Source organism: Nitrosomonas sp. (assembly GCF_040256045.1).
Classification (GTDB): domain Bacteria; phylum Pseudomonadota; class Gammaproteobacteria; order Burkholderiales; family Nitrosomonadaceae; genus Nitrosomonas.
Window position 1 is genome coordinate 40623 of record NZ_JBDZWD010000004.1, and the last position, 22432, is coordinate 63054.

Annotated in this window: 21 protein-coding genes; 5 read left to right on the plus strand and 16 right to left on the minus strand. The window is 48.9% G+C overall.

Translation table 11 applies throughout. The annotated features are described in order from the left end of the window. Positions 1-69: 69 nt before the first annotated feature. From pgeF to ABUL11_RS01565, 5 genes are all read right to left on the minus strand, one after another. Positions 70-846: a peptidoglycan editing factor PgeF gene (gene pgeF / locus ABUL11_RS01545; RefSeq protein ID WP_350282105.1), complete on the minus strand. Its 777-nt coding sequence runs from the start codon at positions 844-846 to the stop codon at positions 70-72. A 48-nt stretch (positions 847-894) separates the two neighbouring features. After that, entirely contained in the window at positions 895-2079 is a 1185-nt protein-coding gene (spt, locus tag ABUL11_RS01550) for a serine palmitoyltransferase (protein ID WP_350282106.1), read from the minus strand. Then, positions 2076-2333, minus strand: coding sequence for an acyl carrier protein (locus ABUL11_RS01555; protein WP_350282107.1), 258 nt, complete (start codon positions 2331-2333; stop codon positions 2076-2078). The genes spt and ABUL11_RS01555 overlap by 4 nt, the downstream gene beginning before the upstream one ends. Positions 2334-2477: 144 nt before the next feature. Next, the gene (locus ABUL11_RS01560; protein WP_350282108.1) at positions 2478-3398 is read right to left on the minus strand and encodes an NAD-dependent epimerase/dehydratase family protein; all 921 of its coding nucleotides are present in this window, start codon (positions 3396-3398) and stop codon (positions 2478-2480) included. Positions 3399-3477: 79 nt separating this feature from the next. Beyond that, the gene (locus ABUL11_RS01565) at positions 3478-5310 is read right to left on the minus strand and encodes a fatty acyl-AMP ligase (RefSeq protein ID WP_350282109.1); all 1833 of its coding nucleotides are present in this window, start codon (positions 5308-5310) and stop codon (positions 3478-3480) included. 325 nt (positions 5311-5635) lie between these two features. Between ABUL11_RS01565 and ABUL11_RS01570 the strand changes: the two genes are divergently transcribed. After that, entirely contained in the window at positions 5636-6616 is a 981-nt protein-coding gene (locus ABUL11_RS01570) for a L,D-transpeptidase family protein (protein ID WP_350282110.1), read from the plus strand. A gap of 3 nt (positions 6617-6619) precedes the next feature. On the opposite strand, the gene greA is transcribed toward ABUL11_RS01570, so the two are convergent. The 11 genes from greA to ABUL11_RS01625 all read right to left on the minus strand — a co-directional run bounded on the left by greA (position 6620) and on the right by ABUL11_RS01625 (position 20065). Continuing rightward, positions 6620-7096, minus strand: a complete 477-nt coding sequence (gene greA, locus ABUL11_RS01575) for a transcription elongation factor GreA (RefSeq protein WP_350282156.1) — start codon at positions 7094-7096, stop codon at positions 6620-6622. Positions 7097-7273: 177 nt separating this feature from the next. Then, the gene (carB, locus tag ABUL11_RS01580) at positions 7274-10471 is read right to left on the minus strand and encodes a carbamoyl-phosphate synthase large subunit (protein WP_350282111.1); all 3198 of its coding nucleotides are present in this window, start codon (positions 10469-10471) and stop codon (positions 7274-7276) included. Positions 10472-10495: 24 nt separating this feature from the next. After that, complete coding sequence (gene carA, locus ABUL11_RS01585) at positions 10496-11647, minus strand: glutamine-hydrolyzing carbamoyl-phosphate synthase small subunit (RefSeq protein ID WP_350282112.1); 1152 nt, start codon at positions 11645-11647, stop codon at positions 10496-10498. Positions 11648-11943: 296 nt separating this feature from the next. Next, the gene (locus tag ABUL11_RS01590) at positions 11944-14049 is read right to left on the minus strand and encodes a M3 family metallopeptidase (RefSeq protein ID WP_350282113.1); all 2106 of its coding nucleotides are present in this window, start codon (positions 14047-14049) and stop codon (positions 11944-11946) included. A gap of 157 nt (positions 14050-14206) precedes the next feature. Further along, complete coding sequence (locus ABUL11_RS01595; RefSeq protein ID WP_350282114.1) at positions 14207-15478, minus strand: dihydroorotase; 1272 nt, start codon at positions 15476-15478, stop codon at positions 14207-14209. Position 15479: 1 nt separating this feature from the next. Further along, complete coding sequence (locus tag ABUL11_RS01600) at positions 15480-16430, minus strand: aspartate carbamoyltransferase catalytic subunit (protein ID WP_350282115.1); 951 nt, start codon at positions 16428-16430, stop codon at positions 15480-15482. Between the two features lie 139 nt (positions 16431-16569). Next, positions 16570-17073, minus strand: coding sequence for a bifunctional pyr operon transcriptional regulator/uracil phosphoribosyltransferase PyrR (gene pyrR, locus ABUL11_RS01605; RefSeq protein ID WP_350282116.1), 504 nt, complete (start codon positions 17071-17073; stop codon positions 16570-16572). Next, complete coding sequence (gene ruvX, locus ABUL11_RS01610) at positions 17060-17506, minus strand: Holliday junction resolvase RuvX (protein ID WP_350282117.1); 447 nt, start codon at positions 17504-17506, stop codon at positions 17060-17062. The genes pyrR and ruvX overlap by 14 nt, the downstream gene beginning before the upstream one ends. Next, complete coding sequence (locus ABUL11_RS01615) at positions 17499-18059, minus strand: YqgE/AlgH family protein (RefSeq protein ID WP_350282118.1); 561 nt, start codon at positions 18057-18059, stop codon at positions 17499-17501. Before ABUL11_RS01615 ends, ruvX begins: the two co-directional genes overlap by 8 nt. A 44-nt stretch (positions 18060-18103) precedes the next feature. Next, positions 18104-18730 (minus strand): 2-polyprenyl-3-methyl-6-methoxy-1,4-benzoquinone monooxygenase, encoded by a 627-nt coding sequence (gene coq7, locus ABUL11_RS01620; RefSeq protein ID WP_350282119.1) that lies wholly within the window; start codon positions 18728-18730, stop codon positions 18104-18106. 60 nt (positions 18731-18790) lie between these two features. Next, entirely contained in the window at positions 18791-20065 is a 1275-nt protein-coding gene (locus ABUL11_RS01625) for a (Fe-S)-binding protein (RefSeq protein WP_350282120.1), read from the minus strand. A gap of 212 nt (positions 20066-20277) precedes the next feature. Here ABUL11_RS01625 and rpsP point away from each other — a divergent pair, with 212 nt between their 5' ends. From rpsP to rplS, 4 genes are read left to right on the plus strand one after another with little or no spacing between them, the layout of a single operon-like run. After that, positions 20278-20547 carry a 30S ribosomal protein S16 gene (gene rpsP / locus ABUL11_RS01630; RefSeq protein ID WP_350282121.1) on the plus strand — a complete coding sequence of 90 codons (270 nt, stop codon included), beginning with the start codon at positions 20278-20280 and terminating at the stop codon, positions 20545-20547. 28 nt (positions 20548-20575) lie between these two features. Next, positions 20576-21085: a ribosome maturation factor RimM gene (gene rimM / locus ABUL11_RS01635; protein WP_350282122.1), complete on the plus strand. Its 510-nt coding sequence runs from the start codon at positions 20576-20578 to the stop codon at positions 21083-21085. A gap of 10 nt (positions 21086-21095) precedes the next feature. After that, a complete protein-coding gene (gene trmD / locus ABUL11_RS01640; RefSeq protein ID WP_350282123.1) occupies positions 21096-21914 on the plus strand; it encodes a tRNA (guanosine(37)-N1)-methyltransferase TrmD in 819 nt (272 codons plus the stop codon). 1 nt (position 21915) lies between these two features. Then, on the plus strand, positions 21916-22317 hold the full coding sequence (gene rplS, locus ABUL11_RS01645; protein WP_350282124.1) for a 50S ribosomal protein L19: 402 nt from the start codon (positions 21916-21918) through the stop codon (positions 22315-22317). The last annotated feature ends 115 nt before the right edge of the window (positions 22318-22432 follow it).

The window sequence follows — 22432 nt, forward strand, 5'->3', positions numbered from 1 at the left end:
CAGCTGAATCACATCAAGGAAGACGATGGAGAAGGGAAATATACCTTATTGTACTCGTCTGGGGTGCAATCACTGCATACCAGCAGACTGCGTCATCCATAACAAGCCGGCCATTCTTCCCGTTCTTCCATCACGGCGATAGGAATAAAACCGCTCAGGATTACTGAATGTACATAAATCACCGCCATAAACCTGATTTACCCCGGCATGAGATAGCCTCTGACGCGCCAGATCAGAGAGATTTGCATACCATTTTCCAGTCTCCTTGCCAGGCAAGAACGCACATGCTGCCCGGTAATCATACGTAGTAAACATCTCTCGTACTTCGTCCCCGACTTCAAAGTGCCGTGAGCTGATTGCCGGACCCAGCCATGCAATTATCCGATCGCTATTACTGAACTTGCGTAACTCTCTGACCGTATTTTCGATAACACCTCCAGCCAGTCCGCGCCAGCCCGCGTGAGCAATACCCACGACACTGCCAGCCATATCACACAGTAAGACTGGCAAACAATCTGCCACCAGGACCGCACACACCACACCAGGGCGACGGCTCATCGCAGCATCGGCTTCAAGTGTTTCATTATCGGAATCTATCCAGACTGGCTTTGAACCATGAACCTGTGTCAGCCAACGGGGATGATCAGGCAGATATTGACGCAGCCGGTCACGATTTTGTTGAACAATCAGCGGATCATCATCGACATGGCTTGCCAAATTCAGACCGGCATAAATTCCCTTGTTCTCAGCAGCCCCAATATTCCGGGTAGTAAACATGGCGTCAACATTCGCAGGAGCAGGCCAATCTGGCACAATCCAGTCAATCACAGGAAGAACCTTTATCATCCAGCGACTCTTATGAGCGTAAGCCTAGTGGTAACCACATCTGCTCACTTACGCTACGATAGGATGCAGTTTAGAAAAAACATCACACACCTGATCAATCTGTTCAGTCGTATGGGCTGCATTGATGCTACAACGCACCAGTGACTTTCCTTCCGGTGCAGCAGGGGGCAATACCAGATTCACATAAATATCGTGCTCCATCAGTCCATTCCACAGTGTAAGTGCCTGCCTGGGATTATCAAGCAAGATGGCCACAATGGGGCCGGGTTGCGGACCGAGACGATATCCGCTCTTTTCAAGGCTAGAATAAAGCCGATGAGCATTCTGCCACAGACGTTCACGTAATAAACGCCCCTCTTGCAACAGTTTCAAAGCAGCACGTGTGGAAGCAATAGTTGCCGGTGAAGGAGAAGCAGTGAATATATAGGGATGGCTTACATACCGGAGCTGGTCAAGCTGAGGGTGATTGCTGACACAAAAACCACCGATACCACATAAACTCTTACTGAAAGTTCCAGTTATGAAGTCGATCTCATCATTCATCCCGGTTTTCTCCACTAACCCCTGGCCGGTTTCTCCCAGAACACCGAGTGAATGAGCTTCATCAAGCAGTAAAGTGCTCTGATAGGTATTTTTTATTTGCACAATCTCAGCCAAAGGAGCCTGATCTCCTAGCATGCTGTAAATACCCTCGATAATGATCAGTGTATTTCGACTGCGATCACCCAACCGACGAAGCCGTTTTTCAAGATCAGCCGGATCGTTATGCCGGAAGCGAATGATATCCGCCCCACTCAAAATACAGCCATCATAAATACTGGCATGGGCATCCCCGTCGATCAGCACGACATCACCTGCCCCTACCAATCCAGAAATCGTTCCTAAATTAGCCTGATAACCTGTGGTAAAAACAATACATTCACGATATTTATAAAATTCTGCAAACTCACGCTCCAGCGCTCGATGTCCATAGTAATTGCCATTGGCCATGCGCGAACCGGTCGTACCGGTACCCTCCTGATCAATGGCTTGATGAGCGGCTTCTCGGCATTCGGGTGCAAAACTGAGCCCGAGATAATTGTTGGTACCCAGCATCAATACGCGACGTTCGCCGATTCTGGCTTCGGTTGCCGAATAAGATTCCTCTATAGGGATACCAAAAGCTCCGATACCTTCGGGTAATTGTGCTTTCCTTGCTGCTGCAGATGCATCAAGTTTTTCCAGCAAACTCATTGTGATAATGATTTTATTTTGTAGATCAGGTTGGCGAGGTCCTGTACTGTTAGGACATCTACGAGTGTATTCAGTGGAACGGATATATCAAACTGATCCTCAATTTCCATCACCAGATTCAACAGTTTGACTGAATCGATCGCTAAATGCGTAATGAGATTCGTTTCCGGAGATACTTCCGTCTCAGTCTCCGTAAAATTTGCCAGACGCTGGCAAAGCAGCACTGTAATTTGCTCTTGAGTTACTTCTGACATGAGATCAATCCCTGAACAGTTCATATCGACAAATCATTCCCGGATCAGGGAATATAAAAATACCCGGTATCAAAACAGCAGCAATACCTACGAAAACAATATATTGTCGACGAACATTTGAAATGCTTCAAGAATAAATATCCGTTACATTCTGACAAGCAGGGGCAACACTGTCTCTAGTTTGGTTACCGGAGACCAGATAGCCAATTCTTTCTGTAAAGAAGAGATATCGCATGTCCAATCCGGGTGCTGAAATTCCATCACCTTGCCTGGTGTCAATATCGGAGCATAATTCAGGAAGTGTGCCAGCCATAAATTAAAACGAGCCAATATACATATACCGCCCAAAGGTATCTGAAAACGGTACACTGGCCTGCCCAGAGCTTGTTCAGCAAGCGCAGCGATAGACGTATAATCATATCCGCCTGGTGTTCCATCATCTATTTCATAAGTACCCTTCACAGACTGTCCGGCCTCGAGCCAGTTGTGAATAGCAGCAACCATATCGTCTACATATATCAGGCCGAAACGGTTACCGGGATTTCCTGGCACTGGGAGAATACCATAGCGCATCGCCTGAAAAAATGGCTGCATTGCCTTATCACCCGGGCCATACACCGCCGCCGGCCTGAATATAGCCGATGCCAGTCCGGAGAATTCTGGAATCAGCTGCTCAGCCTCAAATTTACTCCGTGCATACCAGGAGAGATGGGGTTCACGCGCAACCAGCGAAGAAATAAATAGAAATCTTGAACAGGAAAGTGCTCCAGAAGCAGCCTGTAATATATTTCTTGTTCCGGTCACGTTAGTTCGGAAAAAATCATCCCAAGATTTTCCCCTGATCGCTCCTGCACAGTGTATAACCGTTTCAGTACCAGAAACGAGCTCACACAATGCACCTTCACAATCCAAGTCCCCATGAATCCATTCTACAAATGAAAAATCCTGATTGGAAGGTATTTGCCTGGCCAGCGCACGAACTTTCCATCCGGATGCTACCAGCCTGGCAATAAGAATACGGCCGATAAATCCTGTTGCGCCCGTTAATGCGACAGTTTTAGACATGAAACATACTGGACGTGAAAAGGAACTTCCATCTCCTTCTCATGCGAAGATGTGGGCCTTACCGATGGAAACTATGCTATCAGCCAGCGGTATGAATAGTCGTTGCTGCAGTGGGCTGTTCCAGATTTGCACGCCGCAGGAACCCCTGACGTGCTGCAAAACGTGACAACTTCCCTGAAGATGTCCGGGGCAATGTATGCGGCGGTACTAACTCAACCAGGCAACTTACCCCAAATGCCATATATACCATCTGCTGAAGTCTGTTGATAAGCGACTGCCGGTCTACTGCTGACGCGAGCCTGCATTCAACAACCAGTACAACCGATGTCGAACCATCCTCATTACTGATTCCAAACGCAGAAGCTTCACGTGCCCTTACTTCCGGCTGCTGTTCAGCCAGCTCTTCCACATCCTGAGCTCGTATATTTCTGCCATTGACGATAATGACATCTGTTCGCCGACCTGTAATATACAAATCACCCTCAAACAGAAAACCAATATCACCCGTATCCAGCCAGCCATCCGGTCTGATCGCTCTCGCAGTCTCTTCCGCGTTGTTGAAATACCCGTTCATCACACTTCCTCCCCTGACCAGAATACTTCCCACTGTCATATGAGGAACCTCGTGATCCGCATCATCGACTATCCTGATTTCATGATCTGGTAACGGGCGACCACAATTCACAAACTCATTATATTTTCTGCCCTCTGCCTGGACCCTCACTGCAACCTTTCTCTCGATCAGAGTTCTGGCATCCACGCGCAAACTTCTTGCCCCCCGGCTGATATCAGGAAAGGATACGGCGAGAGTCGATTCAGCCAAACCGTAGCACGGCAGAAAAGCACGTTCATCAAAACCCGCATCAGAAAATTTAGCTGCAAAGCTTTTCAATGTATCCATTCGGATCATCTCGGCACCAACTCCTGCTGCTCGCCAGCAGCTCAAATTTAAATCAGCTAAATCTGATTCACGTGCACGCAGTGTACATAACTTAAGACCGAAGGGCTGGCTGAAAGCGATAGTGCAGCGATTACGGCTGATTAACTTGAGCCACTGCAGAGGACGGATTGCAAAATCCCGTGTTGCCAGATAATCCACAGATAATTGAGCTGCCAAAGGAGCTAATACCAGCCCAACCAAACCCATATCATGATAAAAAGGAAGCCATGAAGCACATCGATCACCCAGCCGTACATCAAGACCATTGCAAACGATACCGCGTAAATTGGTCATCAAAGCCCGCTCGGTGATAATCACCCCTCTTGGCAAACGGGTACTGCCGGAGGTAAACTGCAGGTAGGCGGTTTCATCTGGTGTATTAGATGAAAACACCACATTAGCTTCTGGCAGCAGACGGAGTTGTTCAGGTGTTCCGCTCCATTTGAGCTTATCACTTATCAAGCTCCCAATTGCCTCATTGAGAAACTCAATGAAATCAAGACTGGCTATCGCAATACTTGCCTTACTGCTCTCAAGCATGCCTCTCAGTTGTTGCACATAGATTGCACGACTGCCGAGATTTACAGGTACCGGCATCGCAAATGGAACAAGACCCGCAAACCGGCATGCAAAAAACAACTCGACAAATTCTGGAGTAGTATCGGCAATCAGAGCAACTCGACTGTTACGAACCAATCCGAGACCAGACAATCGTCTTGCGATTATTTTTGAGTTGGCACACAAATCTTTGTATGCAAGTACCGATTTCAGATTACCTCTGGAATCGTAGAAATTGTACCCGGTTTCCCCCTGTGCAGCATACTCGAGCGACTCCACCAAGGTTGTAAAGTCTGCCCTTCTTTGAGTCAAAGAATTAACTGTAGGCGTTGGCACAATGACATCTATTCTGGAAGACAGGGAATTACTTTTTTGTACTGGCGAAATGCCCAACTTGGCTATTGTCGAACTCAAAATCTTCCCCTAGAAATATTTTCTGGCCAATTTACTGAATAGACTGGAATAGACACTGATTACTTAACTCGTTCCAGCCTCTATTCCATGCTATATATGGGCTGCGAGCTTATAGGAGGGCCCCTTAACTGTCAAGAAAACATTGCCTTCATGTTGTTTTATAACAACAGTTAAAAATACTGAACACGATCAGGCTCTCTCACTAATGATTCTTCCTCGCAACAACATCAGTTACTTGTCTGTAAAAAGCCAAAATCATTAGCTTTTGAATTTCATGCCGGATAAAATCGACGGCGTTATAAATTGTTCACAATGCAATACAAAAATGAGACGCAAGAACAAGCAAAAACTTAAAATTGGCTTATTACTACTGTTTACCATATTACCAGCATCAATCCATATTTATGCAGGGAATTGGGTACGCCCGCCCGACGATATTGATATTTTCGGCCAGATGCAAACGATAACTGCCAACCGTGAAGAAACGCTACTTGATGTGGCACGCCGTTATGGTATCGGCCAGGATGAGATGGTGCTGGCCAACCCCGATATAAATCGCTGGTTGCCTGAAGATGGGGCTGCAGTTATATTACCACTACGCTTTATAATCCCCCAGGCTGAACGAACTGGCCTTATCATTAATCTGCCCGAAATGCGGCTCTATTATTTCCCCAAACCAGCAAAGGGACAAAAGCCGGAGATCATTACTCATCCTGTCAGTATCGGCAGAATGGACTGGAATACACCGCTAGGCAAAACTACTATTGTCAGGAAACAAAAAGACCCGACATGGATACCGCCCCAATCTCTCAAAATTGAAGCAATAGCCGAAGGTAAACCTCCACTGTCGGATATCGTTCCACCTGGTCCGGACAATCCCCTTGGACGGTACGCGCTGTACCTTGGTTTACCTGGCTATCTCATTCACAGCACTAATAAGCCATTTGGCGTAGGTATGCGTGTCACGCACGGCTGTATGCGGTTGTACCCCGAAGATATCGAGGAATTGTTCAATCTTGTACCTACAGGCACACCGGTACAAATCGTCAATCAACCTGTCAAACTGGGATGGCAGGAGAATCTTTTATTCATCGAACTTCACCCCCCCTTGGAAGAAGATGACACCACACCCTACGACTATGAGCAGAAAGTTCATAGTACAATTGCAGAATTCCTGGAAAAAACAGCCAGAAATCCCGACGGTAAAATAACAAGGGATACCAGAATCAACTCTGAAGCCTTAGAATCAGCAATCCGGGCCAGAAATGGCATTCCCACTCTGATTTCGGAAAATCAGGAAAATTAGTCTTCAGATATATTTAACATCCAGAATTTCGTATTCCCTAATACCACCAGGCGCTTGAACTTCAGCCATATCTCCCGCATATTTACCAATCAATGCCCGAGCAATAGGTGAACTGATAGAAATTTTGCCCTGTTTGATGTCGGCTTCATCATCTCCTACGATCTGATAAGTCACGGTTTTATCATTGTCCAGATCCATCAGATCGATAGTGGCACCGAACACACACGCACCATCTGCATTTAATGTTGCAGGGTTAATGATCTGCGCATTGGACAGTTTACTTTCCAATTCTGCAATCCGTCCCTCTATGAACCCCTGTTTCTCTTTTGCAGCATCATATTCGGCATTCTCAGATAAATCACCATGGGAGCGTGCTTCCGCGATAGCAGCGATGACAGCAGGACGATGAATCGTTTTCATCTCATGCAACTCTGTACGTAATTTCTCTGCACCAGCTTGGGTAATGGGAATGGCATTCATAACTTGGTTTCTCTTTCCATGGAAAAACAATAAAACAACATTCATCAAACGACAGGCACTCAGCGCATCATTCAGATAATGCGAAATAGTTAACTGTCTGATCAAAAAGCTTGTAAACAGGTACCAATCTTTCCAGATCAGAAATTTGTCAAGCTTGGAAGGGAAGATTATTGTTGCCTAGATGCCAAGATTTTGCAAACGGTAAACCTGCAGCTCGTAGCGACCTGCTATACCGGCACAAGCAGCACGTGCACCGGCAATGGTTGTGTAATAAGTTATCCTAGCCTGCAAAGCCGCACGTCGGATCGAATAGGAATCACGTACAGCACTGCGTTTATTAGCAACCGTATTGATGATCAAGATAATTTCTCCGTTCTTGATCATATCCACAATATGCGGCCGGCCTTCAGCTACCTTATTTACGGCAATAACTGGCAATCCTGCCTGCTGCAGGGCTTGAGCCGTACCACGCGTAGCATAAAGTGAGAATCCCAATTCAACCAGCTTGATAGCGATTGAAACAGCTTCCAGTTTATCACTGTCTCTTACACTGATCAGTACATTACCCGATACCGGTAATTGAATACCAGCTGCCAGCTGTGATTTGACAAATGCCTCGGCGAAATTCTTACCTATTCCCATCACCTCACCGGTTGATTTCATCTCTGGCCCAAGTATAGTATCCACACCGGAAAACTTGGCAAATGGGAAAACGGCCTCTTTTACCGAAAAATGAGAAGGGTAAACTTCTTTGGTAACCCCTTGATCAGTCAGCATCTGGCCTACCATGCAACGGGCGGCGATTTTAGCCAGTTGCAAACCGGTTGCCTTGGAAACGAAAGGAGCAGTACGCGATGCTCTGGGATTAACCTCCAGTACATAGACAATATCATCCTGAATAGCGAACTGAATATTCATCAAACCGCTGACATTCAGCGCACACGCCATAGCCTCGGTCTGCCGGCACAATTCCTCCTGCAGGGAAGCGGAAAGACTAAAAGGAGGTAACGAACAAGCAGAATCACCGGAGTGAACTCCGGCCTGCTCGATATGCTCCATGATTCCACCGATCAGTACGGTTTTCCCATCGGAAATGGCATCAACGTCCACTTCGATCGCATTGTTCAGGTAATGATCCAGCAGCACAGGAGAATCATTGGATACCTTCACGGCTTCCTGGATATAGCGTTCCAGATCACGCGCCTCATGTACAACTTCCATGGCACGGCCACCCAGCACATAACTTGGTCTAACGACAAGCGGGTAGCCAATTTTATCCGCTGCAGCCAAAGCAGCCTCCGCGGTACGTGCAGTAAAATTGGGAGGTTGTTTAAGGCCCAACTCCTGCAGCATGGCCTGAAAACGTTCACGATCCTCGGCACAATCGATCATATCGGGACTGGTGCCAATGATGGGCACACCATTGGCTTCCAGTGCACGCGCCAGCTTCAGCGGAGTCTGTCCACCGTATTGCACGATAACACCAGCCGGCTTTTCTACTGCTGCAATTTCCAAAACATCTTCAAGCGTAAGAGATTCGAAGTACAATCGGTCAGAAATATCGTAATCAGTCGAGACTGTTTCAGGATTACAGTTAACCATGATCGTCTCATACCCATCTTCACGCAGCGCCAGAGCAGCGTGTACACAACAGTAATCGAATTCGATTCCCTGACCGATGCGATTAGGCCCGCCTCCCAGCACCATGATTTTCTTATTATCAGTCGGGCGCGACTCGCATTCTTCCTCATAAGTCGAATACATATAAGCCGTATGCGTATCAAATTCGGCTGCACAGGTATCCACTCGCTTATAGACTGGGCGCAACTCCTGTTCATGCCGTCTGGCACGCACCTTATCCTGGCTGGTACCGAGTAATGCAGCCAGACGTTGGTCTGAGAAACCGCAACGTTTCAAATGGTATAACTCATGCCGATCCAGTGTCGCCAGCCGTTTCTCCGAAAGAGCCTGCTCCTGCCTGATCAAATCTTCAATCTGGACCAAAAACCATGGATCGATCCGGGTAAGCGCATGAATTTCCTCGAAAGGGATATTGCAACGGAATGCATCAGCGATATACCACAGGCGCTCAGGCCCGGGGTGGCCCAGTTCGGCTTTGATGATTTCGGTATCCGTGGTTTTTTCATCCAGACCGTCCACACCAGTTTCCAGTCCACGTAATGCCTTTTGCAGCGATTCCTGGAAGGTGCGTCCAATCGCCATAACCTCGCCCACTGATTTCATTTGCGTCGTCAAACGATCGTGTGCCTGGGGAAATTTCTCGAATGCGAAGCGAGGTACTTTGGTTACGACATAGTCGATGGTCGGCTCAAACGAAGCTGGGATAATACCACCCGCAATATCATTGCCCAGTTCATTGAGCGTATAGCCGATTGCCAGTTTGGCGGCAACCTTGGCAATCGGAAAACCCGTTGCTTTCGAGGCCAGCGCGGAAGAGCGTGATACCCGTGGATTCATTTCGATCACGAGCATGTTCCCGTTCTCGGGATTGACAGCGAACTGTACGTTGGAACCACCTGTTTCCACCCCGATTTCCCGCAGTACCGCAACCGATGCATCACGCATACGCTGGTACTCCTTGTCCGTCAGCGTCTGGGCAGGTGCAACCGTAATCGAATCGCCCGTATGGACTCCCATGGGGTCGACATTCTCGATGGCACAGACAATGATGCAATTATCCTGTTTGTCGCGGATAACTTCCATCTCATATTCTTTCCAGCCAATGACCGATTCCTCGATCAATAGCTCCCGAGTAGGTGAGGCTTCCAGACCCCGCTCACAGATCTCGATGAACTCTTCCCGGTTATAAGCAATCCCGCCCCCACTGCCTCCCAGCGTGAAAGAAGGCCGGATAATAGCCGGGTAGCCGATCATTGCTTGAGCCTGCATTGCTTCTTCCATGCTGTGCGCCATGGTGGAACGCGCTGATTGCAGACCGATACGGGTCATTGCCTGCTTGAATTTTTCGCGATCCTCAGCTTTGTCGATAGCCTCACGGGAAGCGCCAATCAGCACTACACTGTATTTTTCCAGTACGCCATGCCGAACTAGGTCCAGGGCACAATTGAGTGCAGTTTGCCCGCCCATGGTCGGCAGTAATGCATCCGGCCGTTCAATCTCGATTACTTTTTCAACTGCCTGCCAAGTAATAGGCTCTATATAAGTGGCATCCGTCAGCCCCGGATCGGTCATGATCGTCGCCGGATTGGAATTGATCAGAATGACGCGATAACCTTCTTCCCGCAGTGCCCGGCAGGCCTGAACACCAGAATAATCAAATTCGCATGCCTGGCCGATGACAATCGGCCCGGCGCCAATGATAAGGATAGATTTCAGGTCGGTACGCTTTGGCATGATGACGAAGGTTGTTCTGATGGCTCAGGCTGATTGCTTGTTTTTCACCATCCGGCTGATGAAACGACTGAATAAATAATTAACGTCTTGTGGGCCCGGGCTGGCCTCAGGATGCCCCTGAAAACAGAAAACAGGATGATCCGTCAATTCAAATCCCTGAAGACTTCCATCAAATAATGAATGATGGGTGACACGCACATTGGCGGGTAATGTATCGACGTCTACTGCGAATCCATGATTCTGACTGGTAATCATCACCCGGCCACTATCGACATCCAGTACCGGATGATTGGCACCATGGTGCCCGAATTTCATCTTGATCGTCCTGGCACCAATCGCCAGTGCAATTATCTGATGACCCAGGCAGATACCGAATACAGGGATCCTGCTTGTCAGCAATGCACGCGCCATATCGATTGCGTAATCACAGGCTTCCGGATCCCCAGGGCCATTGGAAAGCAGCACACCATCAGGCCGAGCGGCAAGAATTTCATCAATCCCTGTCCGAGCGGGATAAACGGTAACATGACAGCGATGCTCGACCAGCTTGCGCAGAATCGTACGCTTGACACCAAAATCCAGCACAGCAACCCGGCAGTAGCTCTCGCCCGCAGCTTGATAACCTGTTTCTGGCGACCACATGCCTTCACTGAATTCCCATGGCTGACTGCAGCTGACCACTTGCGCCAGATCCATTCCCGTCAGACCGGGAAATGCCTGCGCCTGCCGTAATGCTTCGGTTTCATCGACATGGCCAGTCATGACGCAACCTGCCTGTGCGCCCTTCATTCTCAGGATACGTGTAAGTTTGCGTGTATCAATCCCGGCAATTGCCGGCACATCATGCTGTTTAAGAAAATCTGGTAACGTATGACGACTACGCCAGCTGCTGGTGACGAGTGATAGATCACGAACCACCAGCCCTGCCGCATGAATGGTCCTGGAGGCCGTAGTTGATTCGATATCCTCGTCATTCACACCGGTATTACCGATATGCGGATAAGTCAGTGTAACGATCTGACGGCAGTAAGAAGGGTCAGTGAGAATTTCCTGGTAACCGGTCATGGCCGTATTGAAAGCCACTTCACCGACAGTAATACCTTCTGCACCGATCGACTCTCCGTGAAAAACAGTACCATCAGCCAGAACGAGTACAGCACGCGGACGGTTAGACACAGAACTCCCCAATTTTGTATACGATGCAGACGGACAGAAAAAAGCGGCTCAAGGCTGACCCTGCACCGCTATGATCAATTATACGCGAGATACAAAAGCTTTTCCAGAAAGGGCTCCGGCTTCTGCACGCGGTAACGGTAACCTACTCTTCTGAACTGCCTCATTACCACTCGCTGTTCGTGTGGAAAAAGTATCATTTTCCATCATCAGGACAGAGCACTTTTTCATCACCTGTAAATGATCTTCTACCCGCAAGCTGACGATCTTCAATGGGCTGATCGCAGGAAATACATTACTCAGGCCGCCATACCATGATGCCGCAGCAATGCATCAATTTTTGGCTCACGTCCGCGAAATGCAATGAATGATTCGAGTGCCGGACGACTGCCACCCACGGCAAGAATTTCATGCCAGAAACGCTCTCCGGTTTTTGCATTAACTACCTGGCCGATACCATTCTCCTCAAACAAGCTGTAAGCATCGGCAGACAATACTTCCGCCCACTTATAGCTGTAATAACCAGCAGCATAGCCCCCGGCAAATATATGTCCGAAGCTGTCCGGAAACCGGTTGAACGGGGGTGGAATGATGACGGCGACCTGCTGACGGATGTTATCCAGACGCTGTAACACGGTTTCACTGCCCTGCGGGTCAAAATCCGTGTGCAGATGCATATCAAACAAAGCAAATTCGATCTGACGCAAAGTCTGAAGGCCGCTCTGGAAGTTCCTGGCCGCAAGCATTTTATCGAATAACGCGCGCGGTAGCGGATTGTCGGTTTCCACATGCGCAGTCATACCACGCAATACTTCCCACTCCCAGCAGAAGTTTTCCATGAACTGGCTGGGCAGTTCAACCGCATCCCACTCGACCCCATTGATACCGGAAACACCCAGCTCATCCATCCGGGTCAATAAATGATGCAGTCCATGACCAAATTCATGGAATAGCGTAATTACCTCATCATGCGTAAACAATGCCGGGCGCAACTGGCCGTCTATCGTCACTGGTGCAGAAAAATTGCAGGTGAGGTAGGCAACTGGCACTTGGATTTCGGAGCGGCCGATTTCAGGTACTTCGATCTTCCGCCGGGTGATAGCGTCATCCATCCAAGCTCCTCCACGCTTGCCGGGACGGGCATAGAGATCCAGATAGAACTGCCCCAGCAAATTACCATTCGCATCAGTGATATCGAAAAATTTCACATCCGGATGCCAGCACTGAATGTTACGCGCTGGCTCTGCTTCGCTGATGCGTATACCGTACAGGGTCTCTACCAGTAGGAACATACCGGGCAACACCTTGTTTTCCGGAAAATATTGCTTGACCTCCTGCTCAGAGAAAGCATAACGCTCAATGCGCAGCTTTTCACTGGCGTAAGCAATGTCCCACACTTCGAGTCGACCCAGCTTCAGTTTATCGGCTGCAAACTGTTGTAGTTCTGTCAGATCTTTTTCCGCATAAGGTCTTGCTTTAGCTGCCAGCTCATTCAGAAAATCCAGTACCTGCTGTGGTGTTTCCGCCATTTTTGGGGCCAGTGATACCTGTGCGTAACAATCGTAACCCAACAGTTTGGCTTCCTCCTGACGCAGACGCAAAATCTGCTCGATCAGAAGCATGTTGTCACGATTCACAACCTCATCCGGAACGACTTCGAATTCACTTGCCCGTGTCACATACGCCCGATACATCTGTTCACGCAAGCTGCGGTTATCCGCATACTGCATGACTGGCAGGTAAGAAGGCGCATGCAGAGTAAATTTCCAGCCCGGCGCGGTAATCGAAGTATCTGTAGTTGCCGCTTCACGAGCGGCCTGCAATACATCATCCGGAATTCCGGCGAGCTCATCCCGATTTTCTACGAACAGGGAAAATGCATTAGTTGCATCCAGCAGGTTATCGTTGAATTTCGAACTCAATGCTGACAGCTCTTCCTGAATCTGCATGAACCGGCCTTTATCTTCCGGCGGCAGCTCGGCACCTCCCAAGTGAAAATCACGTAACTGATTGTCCACAATTTTCCTGCGTGCCTGACTTAAATCATTGAATGCCGGGTCTGCCCGCAACTGTTGGAATTTCTCAAACAATACCGGATCTTGCGACAACTCGGCATAGTACTGCGTGATACGCGGCAGATTGGCGTTATAGATTTCACGTAACGCCGGGCTATTCATGACTGCATTCAAATGCGCTACCTGCCCCCACGCTCTCGACAAACGCTCATTCGCATCCACCACCGGCTGCACAAAATCCTGCCAATCAGGAGATTCCGTCGCATTCTTAACCATATTCACCACCGCGCGGCAGTCGCGCAACAACTCGTCCATGGCAGGTGTGATATGCTCGTTCTGGATTTCCTCATAGCGAGGAAGAGTGGAAAAATCTAACAGCGGGTTTTTCATATCAGTAAATTCAGAAAAATTTTTGTTATCAATAAATATTCAGGATATCCAGTTGCGGGAAGAAGCTATCGGAACATTTCCCTACCTGATTCTCTCCGCCGGATAACCCCGGGTTTATACGGCTTTGACGAAACCCCCATTTCCCGGGAATCGCTCATCAACCATACACGATACGTCCATCAATCAGGGTAAACCAAGTACGCCCGTACAATTCCATCCCGAGAAAAGGTGTATTTTTGCCTTGGCTTCTCAGTTCGGTATTGCTGACGATCCAGTTCGCATCAGGATCAAAGATGCACAAATCAGCCACAGCACCCACTGCCAGCCGTCCGGTCTCAACTCCTAGAATCTGTGCAGGATGGGATGTAATTCTCGCCAGCGCTTCAGGCAATGCCAGCCTGTTTTCCCCCGCCCATTTCAATGTAAGAGGCAACAGCAGCTCTAATCCAGTTGCACCACTTTCAGCCTGAGCAAATGGTAGAAGTTTGGCATCTTCATCTACAGGTGCATGATCCGAACAGATCGCATCAATTGTTCCATCCATCAACCCAGCACGCAATGCATTCCGATCTGGCAAGCTTCTGAGCGGTGGCATGAGATGGCAATTTGCATCAAAGAAACCAATATCCATATCGGTCAAATGTACGTGATGGATAGAAACATCACAGGTGAGCGATAATCCCTGCCGTTTGGCTGCTCTCACCAGCGCCACCCCCTCAGCACTGGAAATACGACAGAGATGTACGCTAGCACCCGTTTCCTTCATCAGCGACAAAATACTAGCCAGTGCAATCGTCTCTGCACACACCGGAATTGCCGGCAAACCAAGACGGGTAGCAATTTCACCTTCATGGGCAACACCCCGATTGGCCAGATACATATCCTGAGGACGCAGCCAGACTTTGAAACCAAATGTAGCAGCATATTGCATAGCTCGCATCAGCACATGCGGGTTAACAAGGGGGGCATCAACCTGGCTGAACGCAACACAACCCGCATCATGCAATTCAACCATTTCCGTCAAGCGCTCTCCCTTGAGCCCCTGAGTCAGCGCCCCTACCGGATATACTCGCGCTCGATCAAGATTACGTGCACGGTGTTTCAGCATCTCCACCAGACCTGGCTCATCCAGTGGCGGATCCGTATCAGGGGGACAGGCCAGGCTGGTCACCCCTCCTGCTACTGCGGCTTCCAGCTCTGATTCCAGCGTAGCCATATATTCAAGCCCCGGCTCGCGCAAACGCGCTGACAAATCGACCAGACCGGGACACACGATCATTCCATCGGCATCGATCTCACGATCATCACGGAAACCGTCAAGCCGGGAATCGATCGATACAATTTTGCCCTCGGCCAGATAAAGATCACCAGTACGGTCCATTCCGCTACCGGGATCAATCAGACGACCATTTCGAATATGAATATGCATATCAATTTCCGGCCAGGATCGACATCACCGCCATACGGACGGCAATACCAAAGTTTACCTGGGGAAGAATGACGGACTGAGCACCATCTGCTACTTCTGAATCGATTTCCACACCCCGATTCATCGGACCGGGATGCATTACGATTGCATCAGGCCGGGCAAGCGCAAGTTTTTCCGGTGTCAGTCCATAATATTTGAAATACTCTTCAGTACTAGGCAGATGTGCCGACTCCATACGCTCATGCTGCAATCGCAACATCATCAGTACATCCACGTCTTGCAAACCCTGTACCATATTGTGGTAAACATGCACGCCAAGCCGCTCAACTCCGGCCGGTAACAGTGTCTTGGGAGCAATGACACGGATTTCCGGTACGCCCAGCGTCGTCAGTGCATGAATCTGCGAACGCGCCACGCGGGAATGCAGAATATCCCCGATAATCGCTACGCGTAATGCATGGAAATCCTGCTTATAGCGGCGAATGGTAAACATATCCAGTAACGCCTGGGTAGGGTGCGCATGCCACCCGTCGCCCGCATTGATGACATGAATTTCCGGCCTGACATGACGGGCAATCAGATGTGCTGCCCCACTTTGGTTATGGCGCACGACAAACATGTCCGCATGCATAGCAGACAGGTTATCCACCGTATCCAGCAGCGTTTCTCCCTTGGTCTGAGATGAAACCGCCATATTGAGATTAATGACATCGGCGGAAAGTCGCTTGGCCGCAATTTCGAAAGTCGTGCGAGTACGGGTGCTCGGCTCAAAAAACAGGTTAAATACCGATTTACCTCGGAGCAGGGGAATTTTCTTGACATCGCGTTCCGTCACACCGGTAAACGATTCCGCAGTATCGAGAATATGGCGCAGAATCACAGCAGGCAGCCCTTCTGTCGTCAGCAGATGCTGCAACTCACCATTTTTGCTCAGTTGGGGATGTACGCCCATTACACAGAGCTCCCGCAAGAATTACGACAGCACATAGGTTTTGAATATCGGCAAAGAAAATCTGTCCATACATAGCAGCTGAAACCTGCCTGAATAACAACTAAGCAGGAAGATGATAGTCGGCAAATCCCGGAAACCATTAACCTATTGTCAGGTTACGTAAATCCAGATTCAATTTACCGTCATCCGACTGCATCAGCTCCAGCATGGTGTTTTCCGGTAATGTGAGAACTTCCCCTGTATACCGGGCAGCAATTGGCAGTTCCCGCCCTCCACGATCCACCAGTACAGCTAGATGGATACTGGCCGGGCGACCATAATCGAACAGTTCATTCACTGCCGCACGGACTGTTCTACCGGTATAAAGCACATCATCCACCAGAATAATGTGGCTGTTTTCAGCGTCGAAAGGAAGCCGGGAAGGCCTGACTTGCGGATGCAGGCCAATTTTACTGTAGTCATCACGGTAAAAGGAAATATCCAGCGCCCCCACCGGCAACGTGATCTCCAACGACTGATGAATACGCCTGGCCAGCCAGGCACCGCCGGTATGGATACCCACGATAGCGGTATTTCCGGTTATATCCGGCCGTATTTTTTCAATGAGTTGTGTCAGTAATTTCTCGGCGTCAGGAAGCTGCATGAGATAAATCGAAATAAGTCTGAAGAATATGCTGTGCTGCGATCTGGTCGAGCATTGGCCGCTGTTTTTTGCCCGTCACGCCCGCTTCTTCCAGCACTGAACGAGCAATTACTGTCGTATAGCGCTCGTCCGCCAGCGCTACTGGAATCCTGAAGCGTCCTTCCAGCCGTCTGGCAAAACGACGACACAACCGGGTTATTTCATGCTCAGTACCATCGGCATGAACTGACAATCCCACCACCAGCAACACCGGTTGCCATGCCTCGATCAGCTCCGCAATCTTTTCAAAACGAGGCCCCGTCATCGACTGATCGATCGTCGTCAAAGGATGAGCCATTTGCAGTTCATATTCACCAATCGCCACCCCGATGCGCCGTGTACCAAAATCAAAAGCCAGTACTGTACCAGACGGAGTACTAGTCATATCAGGCATGACCGACTTCACTAGATAAATTACAAAAATCGATTCCCAGCAACTTCATGGCAGCAGGCAGCCGCTCTTCGGAAGACAACTCAAACAGGATCTGCGACTCAGCAGGTACCGTCAGCCAAGCGTTTTGTGCCAGCTCCTGCTCGAGCTGTCCTGCTACCCAACCTGAATAACCCAGTGCTATCAGCATTCTCTCCGGTCCCTCACAATCAGCGACTGCCTGCAGAATGTCAGCGGAAGAAGTCAGACCGATCGATTCATTGGAAGACAGCGTAAACTTCCATGATCCGACCGGTTCGTGCAATACGAACCCGCTATCGATCTGCACCGGGCCACCTAGCAATACCGGCAAATTGGAAGAAGCAGTACTCTTGGGAGACATCCCCAGTTGCAGCAACAGCTTTTCCACGGATAAATCCGTCGGGCGATTGACCACGAGACCCAGCGCACCACGTTCGCTATGTTCACAGATATAGGTCAGTGTCCTGGTAAAGAAAGAATCTTCCAGTCCCGGCATGGCAATCAGAAAATGATCGGTAAGGTCGATACTTTGCATGATAATTACATCACCTTGGAACAGATAAGAATTTTCTTCCGCTTTCACACCCAATAGGCGGTGCGTGTCATGATCGTGGAACTGAACTTCATGGCAACTTTGACTGGGGCAGGCAACCGCCCTCCCCCATGCGAAACTGCCATGGTAGCGTGACACGCTTCATCAACTTTCATTTGTGTCACGATGGCTCTGCTGCGAATATCCTGATGGGGCAATTGCTGCAGATGACTTGCCAGATGTGCCTCGACCTGGCGCTCGGTTTCAGCCAGAAAACCAAGATTCCATTTATCACCGAGCACACCAGCCACCAGCCCCAGAGTAAACGATCCGCCATACCACAATGGATTCAGAAAACTTTTACGCCCGCCCAGCTCCGCAATGCGGCGCTCTGTCCACGCAAGATGCTCGGTTTCTTCACGTGCCGCTTGGTCCAACGCCTGTCGTACTCGGTCATTACGCGCTGTCAGGGCCTGCCCCTGATAAAGTGCCTGAGCACAAACTTCACCCACATGATTGATACGCATCAGTGCTGCAGATTCACGTTTTTCGATCTCACTCAGCTCATTTTCAGGCAGATCCTTCCCCGGTACCGGGCGCAAGGTATTGGCAGGAGCCAGTAATGTCCGTAAGGCGTTATCAAAACCTATGATCAATTTATCGATATTCAACATAAAATTCTCCATTGCCTGCTTTGGTTGATTTTGTGTTTTACGCCAGATCAATCCAAGCTTTCATTTTATACGCATTTGCCGTGCGAGCAATGTTACCGGATGCAAAACCTCTATATTTGTTCCTTTCCTCGCCAATCCGTTGGCAATATGCAAAGCACAACCGATATTCGCTGTCACCAGACAATCTGCACCAGTGTTCTCAAAAGCCTGCAATTTCGCATTGAGCAAGGATTGCGCAAACTCTGGCTGATCGAGAAAATAAGTGCCGGCCGCACCACAACACTGTTCGTTACCGGGAAGCTCCACCACCTCAATTCCCGGAATACGTCGAAGCAAAGGGTACAGATGTTTCGAAGCACGTAAAGTGTTACGCAGTGTACACGGCTCATGCACGGCAACTCTGCGTAACAAAGGTGCAAAATCGACCTCATCCCACTCCTGTCCATCGAGAAACTGGCTGATATCCATTACTGGCACAGAAAATCCGGCATCCAGTCGTGATGAGTATTCCGTCAATTGAACACCACAGCCGGAAGCGGTATTGATGATCGCCTGAATATTCAAGCCTTCAAAAGCATGGAAATTTCGTTGTGCCAGCGATCTGGCTGCATCGATCCGGCCGCTGTGCTGATACAGTGCCCCGCAACAGGTTTGCGTATCTGGCACATGCACCGTATAGCCCAGCCGGTTCAGCACAAACACGGATGAAAGCAGCGTTTCAGTATCGATCAGCCTTGCGATACACCCCAGAAACAATCCCACTTCACCGCGCAGTGTATCCTTGGCCGGATATGAACGATGCCACAACTGCCCCGGCAGATTACGAGTCGTCAAAAACAGCAGAGATTGGATCAAAGCGTTTTTTTTAAAAGTCTTCAGTCGCAATAGTAATGACAGCAGGCCACTGCCGGCCAGCAAACGTAGCACTGGCCGTAAGCTGTCGAATCGGCCAGGCTTGGCAATCAATTCCCGTTCCAGAAAACCTATTAACTGGCTCTTTTTATGCTGACTTTCTTTTTGTATGGATGAATGCTCACGAATCATGACACGTGCACCATCGATCAACTGACCATAAGCGACATTATTCGGACAAACCTGCTCGCAGGCACGACAAGTCAGACACCGATCCATATGCTGAACGAATCTCTCATTCAGAGGAATACGCCCGCTGACGACTCCACTCATCAGCGCAATCCGCCCGCGTGGTGAATCTGCTTCAGAATGTGTCAAATGATAAGTTGGACAATGAGGCAGACATAACCCACACGCCACGCAGCGATTGGCTTCAGTCAACAGCTTTTCGGCTGGCGAATCATTTCGATCAGTATTTTTCATAGTCTTCAAGCCAGCTGTTTCAGCAAAATCGAATCATTGTATGATTTGGATAATTCCTGGTCGAATAATTACAGTTGATCATTCTGATTCTGCCACGATCTTTTTTGAATACATAGCCAATCCCCGTTTAATTTACTGCTTGCCATGCAAGCGGTAACTGCCATAAAATTAGTGGTTTTAGTTAACAAACAACCACTTTTACAAGGGGCAACATGGTAGTAGTGAGACTGGCACGCGGTGGCGCCAAGAAGCGTCCTTTTTACAGCATGGTAGTGGCTGATTCTCGTAATCGGCGGGATGGCAAATTCATAGAACGTGTCGGGTTTTATAATCCGCGTGCTACTGGCGGCGAGGAAAGTCTGCGTATCCAGATGGATCGACTGACTTACTGGCAATCCAAGGGAGCCCAGCTGTCCGATACCGTTTCACGACTCGTCAAACAGTTTGGCAGACAACAAAAAGCCGTACAACCACAGGAGTGAAACAGGGCTCCTTCTACCAAAGGAGCCTATGGTTGTGCTGGGTCGGATCATTGGGCCGCATGGTATTCGAGGTCAGATCAAAGTCACTCCCTTTACTGAGTATATTAACGGGTTAACAGAATATTCCGTGTGGTGGCTCAGCAAAGATGAAAAGAACTGGCAAATCGTGCATCCGGCCACCTTTTCCATTCATGATAATCTGCTGATCGTTACCCTCGCTGAGTATAGCGACCGGACGAGCGTATCTGAACTGAAGGGATTGCTGGTCGCAGTACCTCGTAGTCAATTGCCTCTACTATCAGAAGATGGAAAAGACGGTTACTACTGGACAGATCTGATTGGGATCAGCGTTGTCAATGTACAGGGTGAGACACTTGGCACAGTGGCTGGTTTGTTTGAAACCGGGGCAAATGATGTATTACGAGTCCGATTATCCAGGAGCGGCAAAGAGGAATTGATTCCTTTCGTCGATCAGGTTATCAGACAGGTAGATCTGAGATCACGACAAATCACAGTAGATTGGGAATTAGGCTATTAAATCTCATATCATGCCGTTCGAGTTTGACGTCATCACACTGCTGCCAGATATGTTTGATGCTGTCACGCAACATGGTGTAACAGGCAGGGCATATAAAAGTAATTTATATCGACTGCACACATGGAATCCTCGTGATTATGCCGCAAACCATTATCGGACGGTAGATGATTCGCCCTATGGCGGGGGCCCAGGTATGGTCATGATGGCTGAGCCATTGGATAAGGCGATTACAGATGCAAAAGCCAGACAGGGCAAAGACGGGGTCAGCAAAACCTGTGTCATTTACCTTACACCACAAGGTAAGCGACTGAACCACAAAAAAGTTTTACAGGTTTCTCAGTTGGATGGGGTTGTGCTGCTCTGTGGTCGTTACGAAGGAATTGATGAAAGGCTGATTGAGAATCAGGTAGACGAAGAAATTTCAATCGGGGATTATGTGATTTCCGGTGGGGAACTGGCAGCAATGGTTTTAATTGATGCGGTGGTAAGACAATTACCAGGGGCGTTGGGTGATACACGGTCAGCCGGACAAGACTCTCACACGGATCATTTACTGGAGTATCCGCACTATACCCGGCCAGAAGTGTATAAGGGAAAACCGGTCCCGCGGATACTGTTATCCGGTGACCATGCAAAAATAGAACGCTGGCGTCTGCAACAATCCATTGGCAGAACCTGGTTGAAAAGGCCGGATTTGTTAGCAGAAAAATACCCGGAAGGGCTCTCTGGCAGGGAACAGGAATTACTGGCTGAATTCGAGCAACTACGAGGTAAAACGGTTGCTAACCAATCGATAGAAATAGATAACATTAAAGAACAGGAGCAATGAAATGAACTTGATTGAACAGCTGGAACGGGAAGAAATTGAAAGGCTGGGAAAAACTATCCCTGATTTTTCACCAGGTGATACGCTCGTAGTTAACGTAAATGTAGTAGAGGGTGACCGTAAACGTGTGCAGGCTTTTGAAGGAGTCGTTATCGCCAAACGCAATCGTGGACTCAATTCTTCATTTATCGTAAGAAAAATATCCAGTGGAGAAGCAGTCGAACGTACGTTCCAGACTTATTCACCCCTCATTGCGAGCATGGAAGTCAAACGGCGCGGTGCAGTACGCCGGGCAAAACTTTATTATCTGAGAGACAGATCCGGCAAAGCTGCAAGAATCCGGGAAAAGCTACCTACACGCAGTGCTGCTCGGCAAGAAAATGCGGCAGAAGCGCTTCAGCCTTAATCAAGAGCCCGTAATACCCTTCATTCAGGAGGAGAGTCGTCTTTTTCAGTGCAATCTAGAAATGGCTAAAGCATTACAGAAAGAAAGCTTTCCTCTCTAAAACCAGTTTCCAAGC

Excerpts from the sequence above, each read along its gene's own strand:
- pgeF (WP_350282105.1), bottom strand. The coding sequence starts at position 846 with ATGATAAAGGTTCTTCCTGTGATTGACTGGATTGTGCCAGATTGGCCT.
- spt (WP_350282106.1), bottom strand. The coding sequence starts at position 2,079 with ATGAGTTTGCTGGAAAAACTTGATGCATCTGCAGCAGCAAGGAAAGCA.
- ABUL11_RS01555 (WP_350282107.1), bottom strand. The coding sequence starts at position 2,333 with ATGTCAGAAGTAACTCAAGAGCAAATTACAGTGCTGCTTTGCCAGCGT.
- ABUL11_RS01560 (WP_350282108.1), bottom strand. The coding sequence starts at position 3,398 with ATGTCTAAAACTGTCGCATTAACGGGCGCAACAGGATTTATCGGCCGT.
- ABUL11_RS01570 (WP_350282110.1), top strand. The coding sequence starts at position 5,636 with ATGAGACGCAAGAACAAGCAAAAACTTAAAATTGGCTTATTACTACTG.
- greA (WP_350282156.1), bottom strand. The coding sequence starts at position 7,096 with ATGAATGCCATTCCCATTACCCAAGCTGGTGCAGAGAAATTACGTACA.
- carB (WP_350282111.1), bottom strand. The coding sequence starts at position 10,471 with ATGCCAAAGCGTACCGACCTGAAATCTATCCTTATCATTGGCGCCGGG.
- ABUL11_RS01590 (WP_350282113.1), bottom strand. The coding sequence starts at position 14,049 with ATGAAAAACCCGCTGTTAGATTTTTCCACTCTTCCTCGCTATGAGGAA.
- ABUL11_RS01595 (WP_350282114.1), bottom strand. The coding sequence starts at position 15,478 with ATGCATATTCATATTCGAAATGGTCGTCTGATTGATCCCGGTAGCGGA.
- ABUL11_RS01600 (WP_350282115.1), bottom strand. The coding sequence starts at position 16,430 with ATGGGCGTACATCCCCAACTGAGCAAAAATGGTGAGTTGCAGCATCTG.
- pyrR (WP_350282116.1), bottom strand. The coding sequence starts at position 17,073 with ATGCAGCTTCCTGACGCCGAGAAATTACTGACACAACTCATTGAAAAA.
- ruvX (WP_350282117.1), bottom strand. The coding sequence starts at position 17,506 with ATGCCTGATATGACTAGTACTCCGTCTGGTACAGTACTGGCTTTTGAT.
- ABUL11_RS01615 (WP_350282118.1), bottom strand. The coding sequence starts at position 18,059 with ATGCAAAGTATCGACCTTACCGATCATTTTCTGATTGCCATGCCGGGA.
- coq7 (WP_350282119.1), bottom strand. The coding sequence starts at position 18,730 with ATGTTGAATATCGATAAATTGATCATAGGTTTTGATAACGCCTTACGG.
- ABUL11_RS01625 (WP_350282120.1), bottom strand. The coding sequence starts at position 20,065 with ATGAAAAATACTGATCGAAATGATTCGCCAGCCGAAAAGCTGTTGACT.
- rpsP (WP_350282121.1), top strand. The coding sequence starts at position 20,278 with ATGGTAGTAGTGAGACTGGCACGCGGTGGCGCCAAGAAGCGTCCTTTT.
- rimM (WP_350282122.1), top strand. The coding sequence starts at position 20,576 with ATGGTTGTGCTGGGTCGGATCATTGGGCCGCATGGTATTCGAGGTCAG.
- trmD (WP_350282123.1), top strand. The coding sequence starts at position 21,096 with ATGCCGTTCGAGTTTGACGTCATCACACTGCTGCCAGATATGTTTGAT.
- rplS (WP_350282124.1), top strand. The coding sequence starts at position 21,916 with ATGAACTTGATTGAACAGCTGGAACGGGAAGAAATTGAAAGGCTGGGA.